This window comes from Maribacter sp. (assembly GCA_020629415.1).
Lineage (GTDB): Bacteria > Bacteroidota > Bacteroidia > Flavobacteriales > Flavobacteriaceae > Maribacter > Maribacter huludaoensis.
Window position 1 is genome coordinate 1 of record JAHDDL010000060.1, and the last position, 15,338, is coordinate 15,338.

General features: G+C 35.7%; 18 protein-coding genes and 1 riboswitch. Of the genes, 8 read left to right on the forward strand and 10 right to left on the reverse strand.

Annotated features, from left to right (window positions below):
• Positions 1-86: 86 nt before the first annotated feature.
• From QZ657_RS16310 to QZ657_RS16320, 3 genes are all read right to left on the reverse strand, one after another.
• Complete coding sequence (locus QZ657_RS16310; RefSeq protein ID WP_291968125.1) at positions 87-776, reverse strand: ABC transporter ATP-binding protein; 690 nt, start codon at positions 774-776, stop codon at positions 87-89.
• A 239-nt stretch (positions 777-1,015) separates the two neighbouring features.
• Complete coding sequence (locus QZ657_RS16315) at positions 1,016-1,318, reverse strand: hypothetical protein (RefSeq protein WP_291968126.1); 303 nt, start codon at positions 1,316-1,318, stop codon at positions 1,016-1,018.
• A gap of 139 nt (positions 1,319-1,457) precedes the next feature.
• Entirely contained in the window at positions 1,458-1,838 is a 381-nt protein-coding gene (locus tag QZ657_RS16320) for a Fur family transcriptional regulator (RefSeq protein WP_074673965.1), read from the reverse strand.
• Positions 1,839-1,919: 81 nt separating this feature from the next.
• On the opposite strand from QZ657_RS16320, the gene QZ657_RS16325 reads away from it, so the two are divergent.
• The 5 genes from QZ657_RS16325 (at position 1,920) to QZ657_RS16345 (ending at position 4,943) form a co-directional block, all read left to right on the forward strand.
• The gene (locus QZ657_RS16325) at positions 1,920-2,321 is read left to right on the forward strand and encodes a MerC domain-containing protein (protein ID WP_291963658.1); all 402 of its coding nucleotides are present in this window, start codon (positions 1,920-1,922) and stop codon (positions 2,319-2,321) included.
• Positions 2,322-2,494: 173 nt separating this feature from the next.
• Complete coding sequence (locus tag QZ657_RS16330; RefSeq protein ID WP_291968127.1) at positions 2,495-3,268, forward strand: DUF1080 domain-containing protein; 774 nt, start codon at positions 2,495-2,497, stop codon at positions 3,266-3,268.
• A gap of 106 nt (positions 3,269-3,374) precedes the next feature.
• A complete protein-coding gene (locus QZ657_RS16335; protein ID WP_291968137.1) occupies positions 3,375-4,112 on the forward strand; it encodes a DUF5995 family protein in 738 nt (245 codons plus the stop codon).
• Between the two features lie 267 nt (positions 4,113-4,379).
• Positions 4,380-4,544 (forward strand): Lacal_2735 family protein, encoded by a 165-nt coding sequence (locus QZ657_RS16340; RefSeq protein ID WP_291963660.1) that lies wholly within the window; start codon positions 4,380-4,382, stop codon positions 4,542-4,544.
• A gap of 45 nt (positions 4,545-4,589) precedes the next feature.
• The gene (locus QZ657_RS16345; RefSeq protein WP_291968128.1) at positions 4,590-4,943 is read left to right on the forward strand and encodes a DoxX family protein; all 354 of its coding nucleotides are present in this window, start codon (positions 4,590-4,592) and stop codon (positions 4,941-4,943) included.
• Between the two features lie 3 nt (positions 4,944-4,946).
• Here QZ657_RS16345 and QZ657_RS16350 read toward each other — a convergent pair whose 3' ends face one another.
• Positions 4,947-5,309: a DoxX family protein gene (locus tag QZ657_RS16350; protein WP_276472433.1), complete on the reverse strand. Its 363-nt coding sequence runs from the start codon at positions 5,307-5,309 to the stop codon at positions 4,947-4,949.
• A gap of 97 nt (positions 5,310-5,406) precedes the next feature.
• Here QZ657_RS16350 and QZ657_RS16355 point away from each other — a divergent pair, with 97 nt between their 5' ends.
• Positions 5,407-6,660: an NAD(P)/FAD-dependent oxidoreductase gene (locus QZ657_RS16355; protein WP_291968129.1), complete on the forward strand. Its 1,254-nt coding sequence runs from the start codon at positions 5,407-5,409 to the stop codon at positions 6,658-6,660.
• Positions 6,661-6,675: 15 nt separating this feature from the next.
• Here QZ657_RS16355 and thiH read toward each other — a convergent pair whose 3' ends face one another.
• The 6 genes from thiH to thiS form a co-directional block, all read right to left on the reverse strand.
• Positions 6,676-7,788, reverse strand: coding sequence for a 2-iminoacetate synthase ThiH (gene thiH, locus QZ657_RS16360; protein ID WP_291968130.1), 1,113 nt, complete (start codon positions 7,786-7,788; stop codon positions 6,676-6,678).
• Between the two features lie 5 nt (positions 7,789-7,793).
• Positions 7,794-8,558 carry a thiazole synthase gene (locus QZ657_RS16365; RefSeq protein WP_291968131.1) on the reverse strand — a complete coding sequence of 255 codons (765 nt, stop codon included), beginning with the start codon at positions 8,556-8,558 and terminating at the stop codon, positions 7,794-7,796.
• Between the two features lies 1 nt (position 8,559).
• Positions 8,560-9,213 carry a thiamine phosphate synthase gene (gene thiE, locus QZ657_RS16370; protein ID WP_291968132.1) on the reverse strand — a complete coding sequence of 218 codons (654 nt, stop codon included), beginning with the start codon at positions 9,211-9,213 and terminating at the stop codon, positions 8,560-8,562.
• A gap of 12 nt (positions 9,214-9,225) precedes the next feature.
• The gene (locus QZ657_RS16375) at positions 9,226-9,867 is read right to left on the reverse strand and encodes a thiamine phosphate synthase (RefSeq protein ID WP_291968133.1); all 642 of its coding nucleotides are present in this window, start codon (positions 9,865-9,867) and stop codon (positions 9,226-9,228) included.
• 103 nt (positions 9,868-9,970) lie between these two features.
• Positions 9,971-11,830, reverse strand: a complete 1,860-nt coding sequence (thiC, locus tag QZ657_RS16380; RefSeq protein WP_291968134.1) for a phosphomethylpyrimidine synthase ThiC — start codon at positions 11,828-11,830, stop codon at positions 9,971-9,973.
• Positions 11,831-11,899: 69 nt separating this feature from the next.
• Entirely contained in the window at positions 11,900-12,103 is a 204-nt protein-coding gene (gene thiS / locus QZ657_RS16385) for a sulfur carrier protein ThiS (RefSeq protein ID WP_091604025.1), read from the reverse strand.
• A 101-nt stretch (positions 12,104-12,204) separates the two neighbouring features.
• A riboswitch (TPP riboswitch) is annotated at positions 12,205-12,298 on the reverse strand.
• Between the two features lie 322 nt (positions 12,299-12,620).
• Between thiS and QZ657_RS16390 the strand changes: the two genes are divergently transcribed.
• Both QZ657_RS16390 and QZ657_RS16395 read left to right on the forward strand, forming a co-directional pair.
• Positions 12,621-13,343, forward strand: a complete 723-nt coding sequence (locus tag QZ657_RS16390) for an alpha/beta hydrolase (RefSeq protein ID WP_291968135.1) — start codon at positions 12,621-12,623, stop codon at positions 13,341-13,343.
• 89 nt (positions 13,344-13,432) lie between these two features.
• Positions 13,433-15,151 carry a leucine-rich repeat domain-containing protein gene (locus tag QZ657_RS16395; RefSeq protein WP_291968136.1) on the forward strand — a complete coding sequence of 573 codons (1,719 nt, stop codon included), beginning with the start codon at positions 13,433-13,435 and terminating at the stop codon, positions 15,149-15,151.
• Positions 15,152-15,338 lie beyond the last annotated feature (187 nt).

Here is a 15,338-nt window from a genome sequence, read left to right on the forward strand (position 1 = left end):
TAACTTTTCCGTTAATGTTCATTTGAGCCAATGCAGCATGGCACATAAGCATTAGTAGAATGGTTGTTATATAGTGTCTCATTATATTAAATAGTTTCTAAATAAAGTTGATTAAGTTCATTGGCGTTTATTTCGCTAGCTTTCATTTTTTGCGCTAAAACACCCTCTTTCATTATTCCGATCGTAGTACCCAATTCTACAGCATTAAAAATATCATGTGTAGCCATAAATATTACCTTGCCCATAGCTGCCAATTCCTTACAGATTTTGGTGAATTCTGCTGTGGCTTTGGGATCAAGACCAGAAGTAGGCTCATCCATAAAAATGACTTCAGCATTTTTGGCAAGTGCTACTGCTATACCTACTTTCTGTCTCATTCCTTTAGAATAGGAGGAAAGTCTTTTGTGCTGTGCATCTTTCTGCAAACCTGTTTTGCTCAGAAAATCTTCCAATTCTGGCGTGGAATAGGAAAAACCTGCCAAACGACTAAAGAAATTGAGGTTTTCTATACCGCTCATATTACCGTATAGCTGAACGGTTTCTGGAATGTAAGCAGTAAGCGTATTGGTATCATGAACACCTACTTCTTTATCGCCAACAAAGGCTTGTCCGCCATCTTTTTTTATAAACCCCAAAAAGATATTGATGGTTGTGGTTTTACCTGCTCCATTTTGCCCTAGGAGACAAAATATCTCACCTTTTGATACTTCAAAAGAAACGTCTTTTAAAGCCATTTTCCCGCTGTAGGACTTGGTTATGTTTACTGCTTTAAGCATATAAATGTTATATATTAAAATTGAATGTATATGATGTAAATACCGTGCTGCGCAATGATAAACAGAGCGTACAGGTATTTAAGTTCTAGTAGAAATAGCTAGAATCTGTATGGAATCCGTATATAATAAATCAGTTACAATCACTGCAACCTCCATGGAATAGGTGGTTATAAAAACTAGTAAATGATTGAAAACCGAATACTTATCTCAAAAATGAAACAAGCAAAATTACAAATGGATTATACCGATTGTGGAGGTGGTCTAGTAAAGAGATAACTAGATAGAAACCTATCATTATAGGCTTCAATAGAGGTTAAAGTATTGACTTTAGCCGGCACTACATAGAAAACCACTTTTAGTATGGCTGAAGTTTCAACCTCTACTAAGGGCGTAAAATTAACGGCTGTAGTAATATGACAGACTTCACAATGTTGAATATCTGTATCATCTGTATGGTGAGTAAGCGAATGAAGACCTGCAACCTTGAATAACAATATCAAAGTAACATAAAACAAGGCTATAAAATGCTTAGCGTTCTTCATGGGAAGCTTCAAAAATAAATAATAAAATAATTGTTTTTACCAATACACCTTAAAAATGCATCTGAATTGGATACTATGAGAAGTATGGCACGTTTGTAAAATGAATATGCCCACGTTTACTTAGAATACTTTCATGCATTTAAACAAAACATGCTTCGCACTTACCTTGTATCAATAATTGTGATATCTCTATTTTTCTGTTTGGAATTTCGGGAAGTGATACATGTACGGGCAAACAATCTACCTTCCCACATTGTAAACATTGAAAATGTGGATGAACATCTTTATGTTCTTTAGAGGTACAGCCATTGCATTTTGCATACCATTTTAATCCATCTTTCCCTAAAAAGGAGTGTAGAACTCCATCATCTTCCAACTTATCCAACACACGGTAAATAGTGGTTTTATTGAACGTATCTCCCAATTGCTCTATCAAAGCTTTTGCAGAAATGGCCACTGAGCCTGTGCTAAACTCATTAAGTAATACCTCAACAGCCTTTGTTTTTCTAATTACTCCCATAAAACAAATATAACGCAACTTTGTTGCATTAACAAATATTATAATTACATTTGCAACTTAGTTGTATTAACAATAACCTCAATGCTATTAATTAAACAAAAATCTGACATTTTAGGAACTTTTGCCAGTTCCTTATGTCTTGTTCATTGTATTGCCACTCCATTTCTATTTCTGGTCCAAGCTAATGCAGCAACCTTTTACAGTGGTCCGCCTGTGTGGTGGAAATCCTTAGATTACGTGTTCTTGGCTATTTCATTTCTTGCCATTTTTTGGTCAACAAAAAACACAACACTAAAATGGATAAAACCATTGCTTTGGAGTACTTATACAGTGCTAACAGCTATAGTAATCAATGAAAAAATAGAACTCTTTTCTATACCGGAATTTGTTATTTACATACCGGCCATTGCTTTAATTATCCTGCATTTATATAATAGAAATCACTGTAAATGTGCTACTGATAATTGTTGTGTAATTAAATAATAAAGAACAGGTAGAAATAACTAAAAATAGTATTGCTAAACGGGCTAATTTCTATTCATTTAAATAATACTTTACCTGTAGAATTACAGATTATCTATCATTAATTCTAAATTAGTAATTTAGTCCTATATTCAACTTGTTGTATTACTAATTACACTTCCAACAAATAACCAATGACCAAAGCTTTTATATGTTTTTCAGTACTAACTGTAGTAATCACTGCTTCTTGTAATACCGATAAAAAAAAAGCTTTTGAGATTTCGCGTTCTAAGGAAATAGCCGCAAAAAATAAAGTTCACAACAAATTACTGGATATAGAAAAAGAGCAGGGTTGGTGCTTACTTTTTAATGGCGAGTCATTAAAAGGATGGCATCTTTTTAACAACCCGGATTCCACACAATTCTCGGCTTGGGAAGTAAAGGACGGAATGATATTTTGTAATGCTACCGACGAAAGTAAAATATTTGGAGATTTAGTTACCGATAAGGCCTATGAAAATTATGAGCTACAATTCGATTGGCAAATGGCACTTAGAGGTAATGGTGGCGCATTTATCAATGTCCAAGAAACTCCCGAATATGTGGCTACTTACAACACTGGTGTAGAATATCAATTATTGGAACCAGAACATATGGATACCAAAACCCCTTTAAAAAGACCTGGTACGATATGGGGATTATCACCTCAATTAAATACTGTTGAAGCCAATCCGGTTGGGGAATGGAATACTTCACGGATAATTCAACAAGACGGAAAAATTCAATTTTATCTTAATGGTGTACTTACAGCCGAAGAAGATATAAACTCCATAGCTTGGAAAAATAAAGTTGCCAACTCCAAATTTAAAGATGCACCAGATTTCGGAAAAACTAGTAAGGGCAAAATTGCATTTCAGAATTGGTATTTTGAGTCTTGGTTTAGAAATGTGAAAATTAGGGAGTTATAAAAACATAATTTATATAGCATCTTAACAATAAGAAATGAATACTTTTAAGGACATTTTAAAAATCAGTATTCGTAAATTTTAAATAAAGATCAACCGACCGACAACCATACAAGAAGTCCTATTTCAATTGGACGAAATCATAGATAGTGCCATAGCCAACAATAATCGCATAGGGTACTTTGCTTTTTTATACAGAAGAGTCACCGCCGAAATACTTAAAGAAGTTCAATTGGGCAATTTTGAAGATAATGCCCGAATGGAAATCTTTGATGTTGCCTTTGCCAATTACTACTTAGATGCATACCGCGGTTATAGTGAAAACCAACCTATTAGTAAATCATGGCAGTTTGCATTTGATACCAAAAATGAACCTTTAACCATTCTACAACATATTATGTTAGGTATCAATACCCACATTAATCTTGATTTGGGTTTAGCAGCAAGCACAGTAATGCAAAGCAAGCAAATTACCGATATTGAAAATGATTTCAATACAGTAAATTCTATTTTAGGTAATATTGTGAACGAAATGCAAGACCGCCTAAGCCGTGTTTCCCCTTTACTGTTTTTACTTGATCTTGCAGGAAAAAATACCGATGAAGAAATTATAAATTTTAGTTTGGCTAAAGCCCGCGAAGTTTCATGGTTAAATGCAAATTTACTTTGGGGTTTAGGGAATGAGCACCAAGATGTAGCTATTCAACAAATGGACAACACGGTTTTAAAACTTGGGAAACTTATAAAAGCTCCAAAATCAAAAAAAGTTACCTACGCGCTAAAATTTTTAGGCAAGTTTGAAGAAAAAAATGTAGGTATGGTAATTTCTAGGTTGCGAGCGGATTAATTGCCTATGAAACTCCTTATAATACGAATCATCCAAGGCTATACAACATTCTAATTAATAAGTTTTACTTAAAACTTAAAATGTTAAAATAATTCTGGTTCTACCAATATTTATTTAACAGTAGTGCCTATTACTTACACCACTGTAAGAAAACGAAATATGCTATTATGTTATTTTGTTTAATTTTAATATAAAATTATTAAACAATACGTATCTTTATCTAATATCAGTATAATTGCAGTATACACTGCTTAAATCTAAATAAATATGTTCGGAATATTTAAAAAGAAATCAGAAAAAGAAAAGTTACAATCTCAATATGAAAAGCTTTTAAAAGAAGCACATACCTTGTCTACAACAAATAGAAAAATGAGTGATCAAAAAACGTTTGAAGCCGATCAGATTATGAAAAAGATCGAACAATTAAATTAATTGGATTTTTACGCAAATTACCATTCTTGCATTTAAAACAAACTAATGACCATACTCAAAATTGCCATATTTCTTTCTAGCAGTGCTTTTCTATACTATGGTTATGAATGTTTAACTGCACAAAAAATGATAGACGAATTCGCTAGGTTCGGGTTAAAAAATCAACGTATACTAACCGGTTACCTGCAAGTATTGGGAGGGCTTGGCCTAATTTTAGGATATTTTCTCTCTCCTATACTGGTTTTCGTATCTGCAGTCGGTCTTACTCTGCTTATGTTTTTAGGTTTTGGTGTTAGAATCAAAATTAAAGATAGCATAGCAGAATCGCTACCTTCATTAATACTAGGTCTTATTAATCTATTTATAGCAATAAACTTCTGTAAGCAACTTACAAGCTAAACTTTATAAAAAGGCTATTAACAAACACAAGGTTAAGAACAAGGCCGCAGGAAAAGACTTAAATAACGGATCTTTAATTTTAAAATGCATTATTATAGAGCCTAATAATAAAGCAGCTAACCCTAAAGCTGCAGGTTGTACCAACACTGGCACCCAAATACCTACAAGCAACAAAATAGCTAACGTAACTTTTAAAAATCCTACAACATAGCACATAGTTTCCGATAATCCGTAAACCTTAAACTCTTCTATTATTGTTTTGGCATTACCTCCACGCCATTTAGTTTCCTTCTTATTCTGTATTAGCCAAACATTAAGAATGCTTAAACCAACAATAATTTGACATACAATTATTAAGTAATTCATTTTTCAGGTAGTTTTGTTTATAACGGTCAATATCAACCTTAAACAAAAATACTAATTATGTTTATATTTAATGTAAATTTGTTAAACAAAATAAGTTATGAATAAACAGGAGTGTAAAATACATATTATTGGTGCCGGTATTAGTGGTTTAATAGCAGCAACTGTTTTAGAACAACATGGTTTTTCCCCTGTGCTCATTGAAGCTACGCATAGGGTAGGTGGTAGAGTGAAAACAGATGTTATAAACAACTATCAATTAGACCGTGGTTTTCAGGTCTTGTTAACGGCTTATCCCGCTGCCAAAAAATATCTTGATTATGATTCTTTACAGCTTCAATACTTCTTGCCTGGGGCATCGATCTTTAAAAATCAAAAACAAGTGGTAATCGGTGATCCGTTAAGAGATACATCCCTACTTTTTTCAACTCTTTTTGCCAATGTTGGCTCATTTTCAGATAAAATAAAGATTCTAAAATTAAATACCAGACTTAAGAATAAAACTATTGAGGCGATTTTCTCGGACAAAGAACAATCTACTCTTTCCTATTTAAAGACGCTAGATTTCTCTGAAAGTATGATCAATGATTTTTTTAAACCCTTCTTTAGCGGAATATTTTTAGAGGACCAACTAGAAACCTCTAGCAGAATGTTTGAGTTTGTTTATAAAATGTTTGGTGAAGGCAGTGCTGCATTACCTAAAGGTGGTATTGAAGAAATTCCCAAACAATTATTACAGAAATTAGAAAATACGACGGTTACGTATGACTCAACCGTATCCTCAGTTGTGGATGGTAAAATTATTCTTAGCAATGGACAAGAAATAGTAAGTGATTTTATTATCATTGCAACTGAAGCTAGTAGCTTAATTCAAAACTTAAAAAATCAGAAAATTGATTGGAAGCGTTGTGATACTTTATATTTTGAAACGGAAGACAGGGCAATTCAAAAACCGTTGATCGGATTAATTCCTGATCAAAACACATTGATCAACAATATTGTTTACCATACCGGTCTTAAAACATCCGTAAATGGCGGTAAGGAATTGCTATCGGTTACCGTGGTGAATAATCAGGGCTTATCCGGGAATACACTTGTTGACCAAGTACAAAAGGAGCTGAAAGAATTTTGTGGTATAACCACTTGCTCATTTATAAAACACTACAGCATTCCTAAGTCACTACCAAAATTAAGTGATTTGCAATATGAAATATCACCTTCTGAAACACGCTTAACCGAAACTATATATTTGGCAGGTGACGTACAATTAAATGGTTCATTAAATGCCGCAATGATTGCCGGTGAAAAAGCGGCGCTTGGTGTTATAGAAAATTTGCAGGGTTTATTTAAATAATATTTACTTTAGGTTTTACTCCCAATTGTTAGACCAATCTTTCCAAACCACATCTAAACCTTGTGCTTTCAGCATTTCCGTAATTTCCTCCGTTGGTCTTTCATCGGATATTTCAAATTGTTCCAATGATTCTGGCGCTACGGCATACCCACCTGGGTTGGTTTTGGATTCTGCGCTTATGGAGGTAATGCCTAAATTGACAATGTTATTTCTAAAAATTTCACTTTCTCGCGTAGATATAGAAAGTTCTACATCTTCATCCAATAACCGAAAAGCACAAATTAGCTGCACCAAATCTGGATCCGTCATTTCAACTTTAGGCTCCAGCCCGCCCGAATGTGGTCTTAACCGTGGGAAAGAAATGGAGTATTTTGTCTTCCAATAGGTTTTCTGTAAATATTTTAAATGCAGTGCTGTAAAAAAACTATCGGCACGCCAATCTTCCAACCCGAATAAAGCACCTAATCCAATTTTATGAATACCCGCCTTGCCCAAGCGATCAGGCGTGTCCAACCTAAAATCGAAATTCGACTTTTTACCTTTTGGGTGGTGTTTCTTGTATTCGTCCCTATGATAGGTCTCTTGATATACCAACACAGCATACAATCCGCTTTCGATCAATAGCTCATATTCATCTTGCAATAAAGGCTGAACTTCAATAGTAATGTTCGCAAATTGAGAACGAATCAATTGTAAGGCATTATTGATATAGTCTACACCAACTATTTTGTTTGCCTCACCGGTTACCAAAAGAATATGGTCATAGCCTTTAGATTTTATATAGGCAACTTCTTTTAAAATTTCAGCATCGGTCAAGGTTCTACGCGGTATTTTGTTGGTCATGCTAAATCCGCAATAGGTACAAATATTTTGGCACTCGTTACTTAAATACATGGGCGAATACATTTGTATGGTATTGCCAAAGCGCTTTTTGGTCAACTGCCTACTTAACTGCGCCATTTGCTCTAAATAAGGTTTTGCAGCGGGCGAAATCAATGCTTTGAAATCTTCTAAATCGCGTTTAGAATTGCCCAGTGCACGTAACACATCGTGCTCCGTTTTTGCAAAAATACTCTCTAAGGTTGTATCCCAATTATAGGTGTCAAAGACCGACTTAAAATTGCTCATGTTTTTTAGTTCAGGAAACTGGTTAACGGACTGCTCGCTTCTGCTTTTTTATGCACTACCGGAGCCAATTTTGCTTCATAGGCCATTCTGCCCGCTGTTACGGCCATTCTAAATGCTTTTGCCATTTCAACAGGATGTTGGGAAACCGCTATTGCCGTATTTACCAGCACTGCGTCCGCACCTAATTCCATTGCAAAGGCAGCATGTGATGGTGCCCCAATACCGGCATCAACAATAACCGGAACATTGCTCTGGTCTATTATAATCTCTAGAAAATCTTGCGTTTTCAGGCCTTTGTTACTGCCTATTGGAGCGCCTAACGGCATTACACATTGCACTCCAATTTCTTCCAATCGTTTGCACAGAACGGGATCGGCATGTATATAGGGCATCACCACAAAACCTAATTTTATAAGCTCTTCGGCCGCCTTTAAGGTTTCTATTGGGTCTGGCAGCAAGTATTTGGGATCAGGATGTATTTCCAATTTCACCCAGTTGGTCTCTAAAGCCTCACGAGATAATTGAGCGGCAAATACCGCTTCTTTTGCCGTACGCACCCCAGATGTATTGGGCAATAAATTTATACGTTCATGTTGTAAATGCCGTAATATATCGTCTTGTGTATCTTCCACATCTACACGTTTAAGGGCAACGGTGACCAACTCACTTTCAGAAGCCAATAAAGCTTCTTTCATTAATGACGACGAGCTAAATTTCCCTGTCCCCGTGAACAATCGTGAACTAAACTTTTTATCTGCGATCTGTAACATATTATTTTATTTTTTCATCTGAGATCCATCGCTGCTCATCAAGAGGACCTCCATTAATCAATTTTTTAAATTCTGATATGGAATTGAAGTTTCGGGTTATTTCGCCAGATACCGCAATACCATGAATACCTGTTTTCATTAGTTCCGTAACATCTTCCAAAACAATACCACCTATGGCAATAACCGGTACCTGCGATTTCAATTCTTCAAGGATGGTCAAATACCCGTTTATGCCTAAAACCGGACTCAAATTTTCTTTGGTCTTCGTAAAACGAAAAGGACCTAGACCTATATAATCCACTTTCTTATCCAATAAAGCTTCACAATCTTCTAAGGTATTGGCCGTACCGCCAATAATTTGCCATGATGCCAGTTCTTTTCTAGCAACGGTAGGGCAGGTATCGGTCTTTCCTAAATGTACTCCGTCCGCTTTTACCGAAGCTGCAATCTTATAAAAGTCATTGATTATTAATCTCGTCTGGTATTTTTCCGTGATCTCCCTTGCTTTTTTTGCGGTTTCCCAAACCACTTTTCCCGGTAACTTCTTTAGGCGTAGCTGCACCAGTTCCGCTCCTGCGGTACATGCTTTTTGAATGTGCTCTAAATGCTCTTCGGGTGTTTGTCCCTGTGATATATAGTGTAATTTCGGAATCATATATTTTACTGCTTAATTGCCTTTTAAACTATTCTTTAATTGTGCCTTCCGCTTTTCCATCAATGCCTGCTCATATGCCGTTTTTAAGTTTATAAAGCTTTGTATAGGGTTGTCCATATTCCATACACCGCCTAAGACCCCAATTCCCCTAAACCCTAAACTTAAGGTTTCTGCTATGTTGGTATTGGTAATACCGCCCATACCTGTAATCAATTTAGTACTATGGTTGACATTAAAACCTTTGCCTTCATATCCCTTTTTAGAGATGGATGTAAAAACGGGACTCAGCAAATGATAATCGAATTCAAATTCACAATCTTCCAATACCTGTGGGTCATGAAAAGAGGAACTTATGGTTTTACCATACATGTTCAGTTTTTTAAAGTACTGACCGGGGTTATCAATATGATCTATTCGCATTTGTTCTTGAAAATGCAACCCTTTAAGAGGATAATCATTGATCAGCTCATGATGTAAGTGTACTACGATCCTATTATGATATTTTGAATCTATGGAATTCAAATAATCACAATGTTCTTGATAGTCCTTAAAAGGTTTTCTTAGATGATAATATTCCAAACCTTCCTGAAACAATTGATGTAGCAGTTCAATTTCATTAGTAATATCTTTTTCCGGTGCTATTAGTACGATCATTTTTTTGAGTTAAGGATTGCAATGAAAATCCTTTTGCCTTTTTGCAAAAGATTGAAATGGAAAGCCTGCCCACGCTTTTTAGCGTGGGAACTTCTTAAAACACTTAAAGGTAGACTTCTGAACCTTTCTCTTTAAATTCTTTTGACTTTTCATCCATTCCCTTTTGAATGACCTCATTATTTACAATTTCATTGCTTGCAGCAAAATCACGTACTTCTTGAGATATTTTCATGGAACAGAATTTGGGTCCGCACATGGAGCAGAAGTGGGCAATTTTAGCCCCTGCCGCAGGTAAGGTTTCATCATGATACTCACAGGCGCGTTCTGGATCTAAACCTAAATTGAATTGATCTTCCCATCTAAACTCAAATCGTGCTTTGCTTAATGCATTGTCACGGTGTTGAGAACCCGGATGGCCTTTGGCAAGATCTGCGGCATGGGCCGCCAATTTGTAGGTTACCACACCTACACGAACATCTTCTTTATTGGGTAGGCCCAAATGTTCTTTTGGGGTTACATAGCATAGCATGGCGCAACCGTACCAGCCGATCATTGCCGCACCTATTCCTGAGGTTATATGATCATAACCCGGCGCAATATCGGTAGTCAAAGGTCCTAAAGTGTAAAAAGGTGCTTCATCACAAACTTGGATCTGCTTTTCCATATTTTCCTTGATCATATGCATTGGTACATGGCCAGGACCTTCAATAAAACATTGTACCTCATGTTTACGCGCAATTTGTGTTAATTCTCCTAAGGTTTCCAGTTCTGCAAACTGAGCTTCGTCATTGGCATCTGCTACCGAGCCCGGGCGTAGACCGTCACCTAATGAGAATGCTACATCATACTGTTTTAAAATCTCGCAGATCTCTTCAAAATGTGTATATAAAAAGCTCTCTTTATGATGCGCCAAGCACCATTTGGCCATAATAGACCCTCCACGAGATACAATACCCGTTACGCGCTTTGCGGTCATTGGTATATAACGTAGCAGTACCCCCGCGTGAATGGTAAAATAATCTACGCCTTGTTCCGCTTGTTCTATTAAGGTATCCTTAAAAATCTCCCATGTAAGATCTTCTGCAACTCCGTTCACCTTTTCCAATGCCTGATAAATGGGTACCGTACCTACCGGAACAGGAGAGTTGCGAATGATCCATTCACGGGTTTCGTGAATGTTTTCACCTGTTGACAGGTCCATAATGTTGTCCGCTCCCCAACGGCATGCCCAGACCGCCTTTTCCACTTCTTCTTCAATAGAGGAGGTCACTGCGGAATTACCTATGTTCGCATTTATTTTTACCAGAAAATTACGCCCCAAGATCATAGGCTCTGCCTCTGGATGGTTAATATTAGAAGGTATTACGGCACGGCCACGTGCCACTTCGTCCCTTACAAATTCAGGCGTAATCTTTTGAGGAATAGACGCTCCAAAATGTTCGCCCTTATGTTGTTCCCTAATCTGGGTCATTTCATCTATACGCTGATTTTCGCGTATGGCTATATACTCCATCTCTGGAGTAATGATCCCTTTCTTAGCATAATGTAGCTGCGTAACATTTTCGCCTTTTTTTGCCCGCAACGGTTTCTTCAACAGCTTAAAACGCATGTGATCTAAACTTTTATCGTTCAATCTCTCGTTGCAATATTTTGATGAGTACGTATTCAATTCTTCTACATTACCTCTTTCCTTGATCCAATTTTCACGAATTCGCTCAATACCGGCGTGCACATCTATTTCTATATTATGATCGGTATACGGACCAGAAGTATCATAAACGGTTACCGGTTCATTAGGAGTTTTCTTTTTGGTCAAGGAATCTATGGTATCCGTCAACGTTATTTCGCGCATTGCTACCTTTATTTCAGGATACAATTTTCCCGGTACGTAAATTTTTTGGGAATTGGGAAATGGTTTACGGGTTATACCGCCTTGTTTGGGTGCTGTATCTTTATTCTTCATATTCCTGTATGGTGATTTTGTGGTCGTTATCTCTTGTACCTAGTGTTATTTACAATTTGAAGTGGAATTTTATCCTCCTTGTGTAGCCCTGATCACTAAAACTTTATCATTTTCGTTCAGCGTTTTGGTGTTCCAAGCACTTTTGGTAATAATATTCTCATTGACCGCTACGGCTATGCCATTTTCAGAAATCTTCAATTCTTTGATAATAAGGTCTAAAGTGGTGTCAGGCCTAAATAGGTGAGGGGTGTCGTTTACGATTATGTTTATCATCTGCTTAAAAATTTAATCAAGAGCGCATGGCTACATTGATTTGATTACAGTGTAAACTAGGGGAATATGAAAATGAAATGATAATTGGAAAGTACAGGTAGTTGTTCCCGATAACTTTTCCCTACGTTGATATTAATCAAATCAGGTTCTAAGGATATTTCTCAAACTATGAAATAGCTACTCCTAAAGTCTACATGGCTAAGTTAGGAATTAGATATGATATATAATGGTGAAAGTTGTTATGATTACCAGTTTATTTCAAATTCGTTAATATCTGTTAAGTTCAACATCAGCTGCTTTACTACTTTATAACCTTTAATGGTCTCTATTAATCCTGGAATTAAATCGTATCGTTTTTTAAGTATACATAAATACTGCTCCAACATTCTGTCATTTCCGTTTTCTTTCTAACCAATTGTATTGACCATAAATTTTAAATCAAAGTAATTTGGGTCAACTTTTTGTAAGCATGCCCAGTAAACAAAGACTAAAGACCCTTTAACCAACTATATTAATTATGAAAACGTTTTTCTCCGTTATCCTAGGTGTTTGTTGCATTTCTATTTTCTCACAAAAATCAATAGACTTTCCTTCTAAAGACGGTATACAAATTAGCGCAGATTATTATGAAATGAAAGGGAGCGAAACCTTTATACTTCTTTTTCATCAAGCAGGGTGGAGCCGTGGAGAATATAAAGAAATAGCACCCAAACTAAACACTTTGGGTTATAATTGCTTGGCAATTGACCAACGTTCTGGCGGAGCGGTAAATTCCGTTACCAACCAGACCAATAAAAGAGCGGTAGCGGCAGGGAAGGAGACCACATACCTAGATGCTTATCAAGATATTGAGGCAACCGTAGCTTATGTTAAAAAAGCATATTCCCCAAAGAAAATCATTATTTGGGGCAGTTCCTATTCTTCTTCTTTGGTTCTTAAATATGCAGGTGACCATCCTGATCAGATAGACGCTGCCATGGCATTTTCCCCTGGAGAATATTTTGGCAAAGACGATTTCATAAAAAATAGTGCCGCACACATTAACGTGCCAACGTTTATTACTTCCGCACAAAATGAACAAGATAATTGGGCCGCCATAAACCAAGCGATACCAACTACAAGAAAAGTAACCTATGTACCGGCAACGGCAGGAAATCATGGTTCGCGAGCGTTATGGGAAAAGTTTAAGGATAATGATGGCTATTGGAATGCCGTAAAAAACTTTTTAAAGCAGCTATAGTTATGTAATTTCAAATTATTGCACATACTTTACTTAATTATATTTACGTTACTACTTAGTGACCAATTAACCTTAACCACTAACGTTGTATGAAATACTTTTTATTTATCTTTTTCCTTTCCGCTTTTTTGATCTCATGTACTTCTGATGCAGTAAACGAACCTGAAATAATGGACAAGCCGGTAATTGAGGAACAAATAACGGATGAAGAGATATCTGAAACCCTGCAAGGCACCCAAGTTTTTCAAATTGAGTTTAACGAGCTGAAAAGTAACCATGAACCTCAGGGAAAAGAATTTAATTTAGAACCTGAATTCGCATTGGTTAGCATTATCGATGACAATAACAATGCAATTTATAATAGAGAACGTTTGGAGCTTTCTGAAAAAGATGGAAAGATTGAGACAGAAGAATTAATTCTGGATACTGGCTCTTATAAAATAACCGAATTCATTATTTTAGATACGGATAATGTCGTCATTTCTCTAATACCTAAAGAAGGTTCGGCAATGGCATTATTTACAGATACCATCCTTCCTTTAGAATTTAATGTCCTTGATAATCAATTAAACGTCTTACCAACTAAAAATATTGAAGCAGCAGGTTTGTATGCTATTGATTTTGGCTATGGGGAATTGAATTTTAATTTTATTGAAAATACTAGTTTCTTTAGCATTACTGTTGATGAAACGCAGGAATTAACACCAAAATTCTTGACTTTGGAATCAGTTACCGGTGCCGTATTTATTATTGATTGGGGAGATGGTACTATCGAGGAATATGTATCAAACATTACAAGTTCCGGATTTGAAAACGCAGTTATCCATAACTACATGGCAAACGGGGAATATACTATTAAGGTAAGTGGACCTGTAGCAACTATTGAACTTTTAAATCTTGCCAGTGATCAAGCGAGTAATTGGCGCACCCATATCACCTCCGCTGAAATTGAAAATTTGGTTCTATTAAAAGAGCTAAATTTTTATTCGGGTAACTTGACTGAAATTAATACCAGTAGTAATAAGGCTCTAGAAGTTTTAGTATTGGGCTCTAACAACATTAATGACCTTGATATCAGTAATAATAATAGGTTAAAACATTTATCTGTTAAGAACAACCAACTTAGTACCATTAGTCTTTTGAACAATACAGCATTGGAATTTCTTTCACTCGGCAGTAATCAAATCACCACATTAGACTTGAGTAATGTCAAGACATTGTTCGGTTTATCAATTCGCGAAAACCAATTGACTAACCTTGATATTTCGAACAATACACTTTTAAACAACTTGGATTGCGCTTCAAATATGTTGAGTACAATAAATATTAGCCAAAACCTACAAATGGTCAACTTAAATGTTGGAGATAATATGTTAACGGATATTGATGTTTCCAAAAACATTAATCTTGTGAGATTGGACTTGTTTACAAATCAATTAAATTCAGTTGATCTTTCTAACAACTTAAATTTAGAGAGTTTATATATCCAAGAAAATGCATTGTCTACCATAGACCTTTCAAATAATCCTAAATTGGAACGTCTCATTATTGAGAATAATAATTTTAACAACTTAGACCTAAGCAGTACACCTAAAATATTTGATTTGGAAATTGGGGTTAATCAATTTGACGCTGCAACTTTAGACATGTTGATTGACCATGTTCATGCCCAAGCTACAACTAACAACATTACGGATGGTTATATGGATTTTCAGAATAATCCCGGTAGTGAAAGCATAAGTAATGCTTCTTTGATAAAGATTAATCAACTAATTAGCTCTTATAACTGGTTTTTCAATAATAATTAGTGCTAAGATTCAAATAAGGTTTATTAACTTTTAGTGCTGATTTAATTTAATTCAATTGTAGTTATGAAGGTTTTTATGTATTAGTTGCTGTAATTTTGTATTTCATACACCCCAAATAATACAAAAACTTGCTAGAAAAAAGACGACAATTACCCCAAACCCAATTAACAGATGAAGACCATTTCAT

Bases quoted from the DNA above. Each gene is read 5' to 3' on its own strand.
- QZ657_RS16340 (WP_291963660.1), top strand. From the start codon at position 4,380: ATGTTCGGAATATTTAAAAAGAAATCAGAAAAAGAAAAGTTACAATCT.
- thiS (WP_091604025.1), bottom strand. From the start codon at position 12,103: ATGATAAACATAATCGTAAACGACACCCCTCACCTATTTAGGCCTGAC.
- QZ657_RS16375 (WP_291968133.1), bottom strand. From the start codon at position 9,867: ATGATCGTACTAATAGCACCGGAAAAAGATATTACTAATGAAATTGAA.
- QZ657_RS16325 (WP_291963658.1), top strand. From the start codon at position 1,920: ATGCTATTAATTAAACAAAAATCTGACATTTTAGGAACTTTTGCCAGT.
- thiE (WP_291968132.1), bottom strand. From the start codon at position 9,213: ATGATTCCGAAATTACACTATATATCACAGGGACAAACACCCGAAGAG.
- thiH (WP_291968130.1), bottom strand. From the start codon at position 7,788: ATGAGCAATTTTAAGTCGGTCTTTGACACCTATAATTGGGATACAACC.
- QZ657_RS16310 (WP_291968125.1), bottom strand. From the start codon at position 776: ATGCTTAAAGCAGTAAACATAACCAAGTCCTACAGCGGGAAAATGGCT.
- QZ657_RS16355 (WP_291968129.1), top strand. From the start codon at position 5,407: ATGAATAAACAGGAGTGTAAAATACATATTATTGGTGCCGGTATTAGT.
- thiC (WP_291968134.1), bottom strand. From the start codon at position 11,830: ATGAAGAATAAAGATACAGCACCCAAACAAGGCGGTATAACCCGTAAA.
- QZ657_RS16390 (WP_291968135.1), top strand. From the start codon at position 12,621: ATGAAAACGTTTTTCTCCGTTATCCTAGGTGTTTGTTGCATTTCTATT.
- QZ657_RS16315 (WP_291968126.1), bottom strand. From the start codon at position 1,318: ATGAAGAACGCTAAGCATTTTATAGCCTTGTTTTATGTTACTTTGATA.
- QZ657_RS16350 (WP_276472433.1), bottom strand. From the start codon at position 5,309: ATGAATTACTTAATAATTGTATGTCAAATTATTGTTGGTTTAAGCATT.
- QZ657_RS16320 (WP_074673965.1), bottom strand. From the start codon at position 1,838: ATGGGAGTAATTAGAAAAACAAAGGCTGTTGAGGTATTACTTAATGAG.
- QZ657_RS16395 (WP_291968136.1), top strand. From the start codon at position 13,433: ATGAAATACTTTTTATTTATCTTTTTCCTTTCCGCTTTTTTGATCTCA.
- QZ657_RS16345 (WP_291968128.1), top strand. From the start codon at position 4,590: ATGACCATACTCAAAATTGCCATATTTCTTTCTAGCAGTGCTTTTCTA.
- QZ657_RS16365 (WP_291968131.1), bottom strand. From the start codon at position 8,558: ATGTTACAGATCGCAGATAAAAAGTTTAGTTCACGATTGTTCACGGGG.
- QZ657_RS16330 (WP_291968127.1), top strand. From the start codon at position 2,495: ATGACCAAAGCTTTTATATGTTTTTCAGTACTAACTGTAGTAATCACT.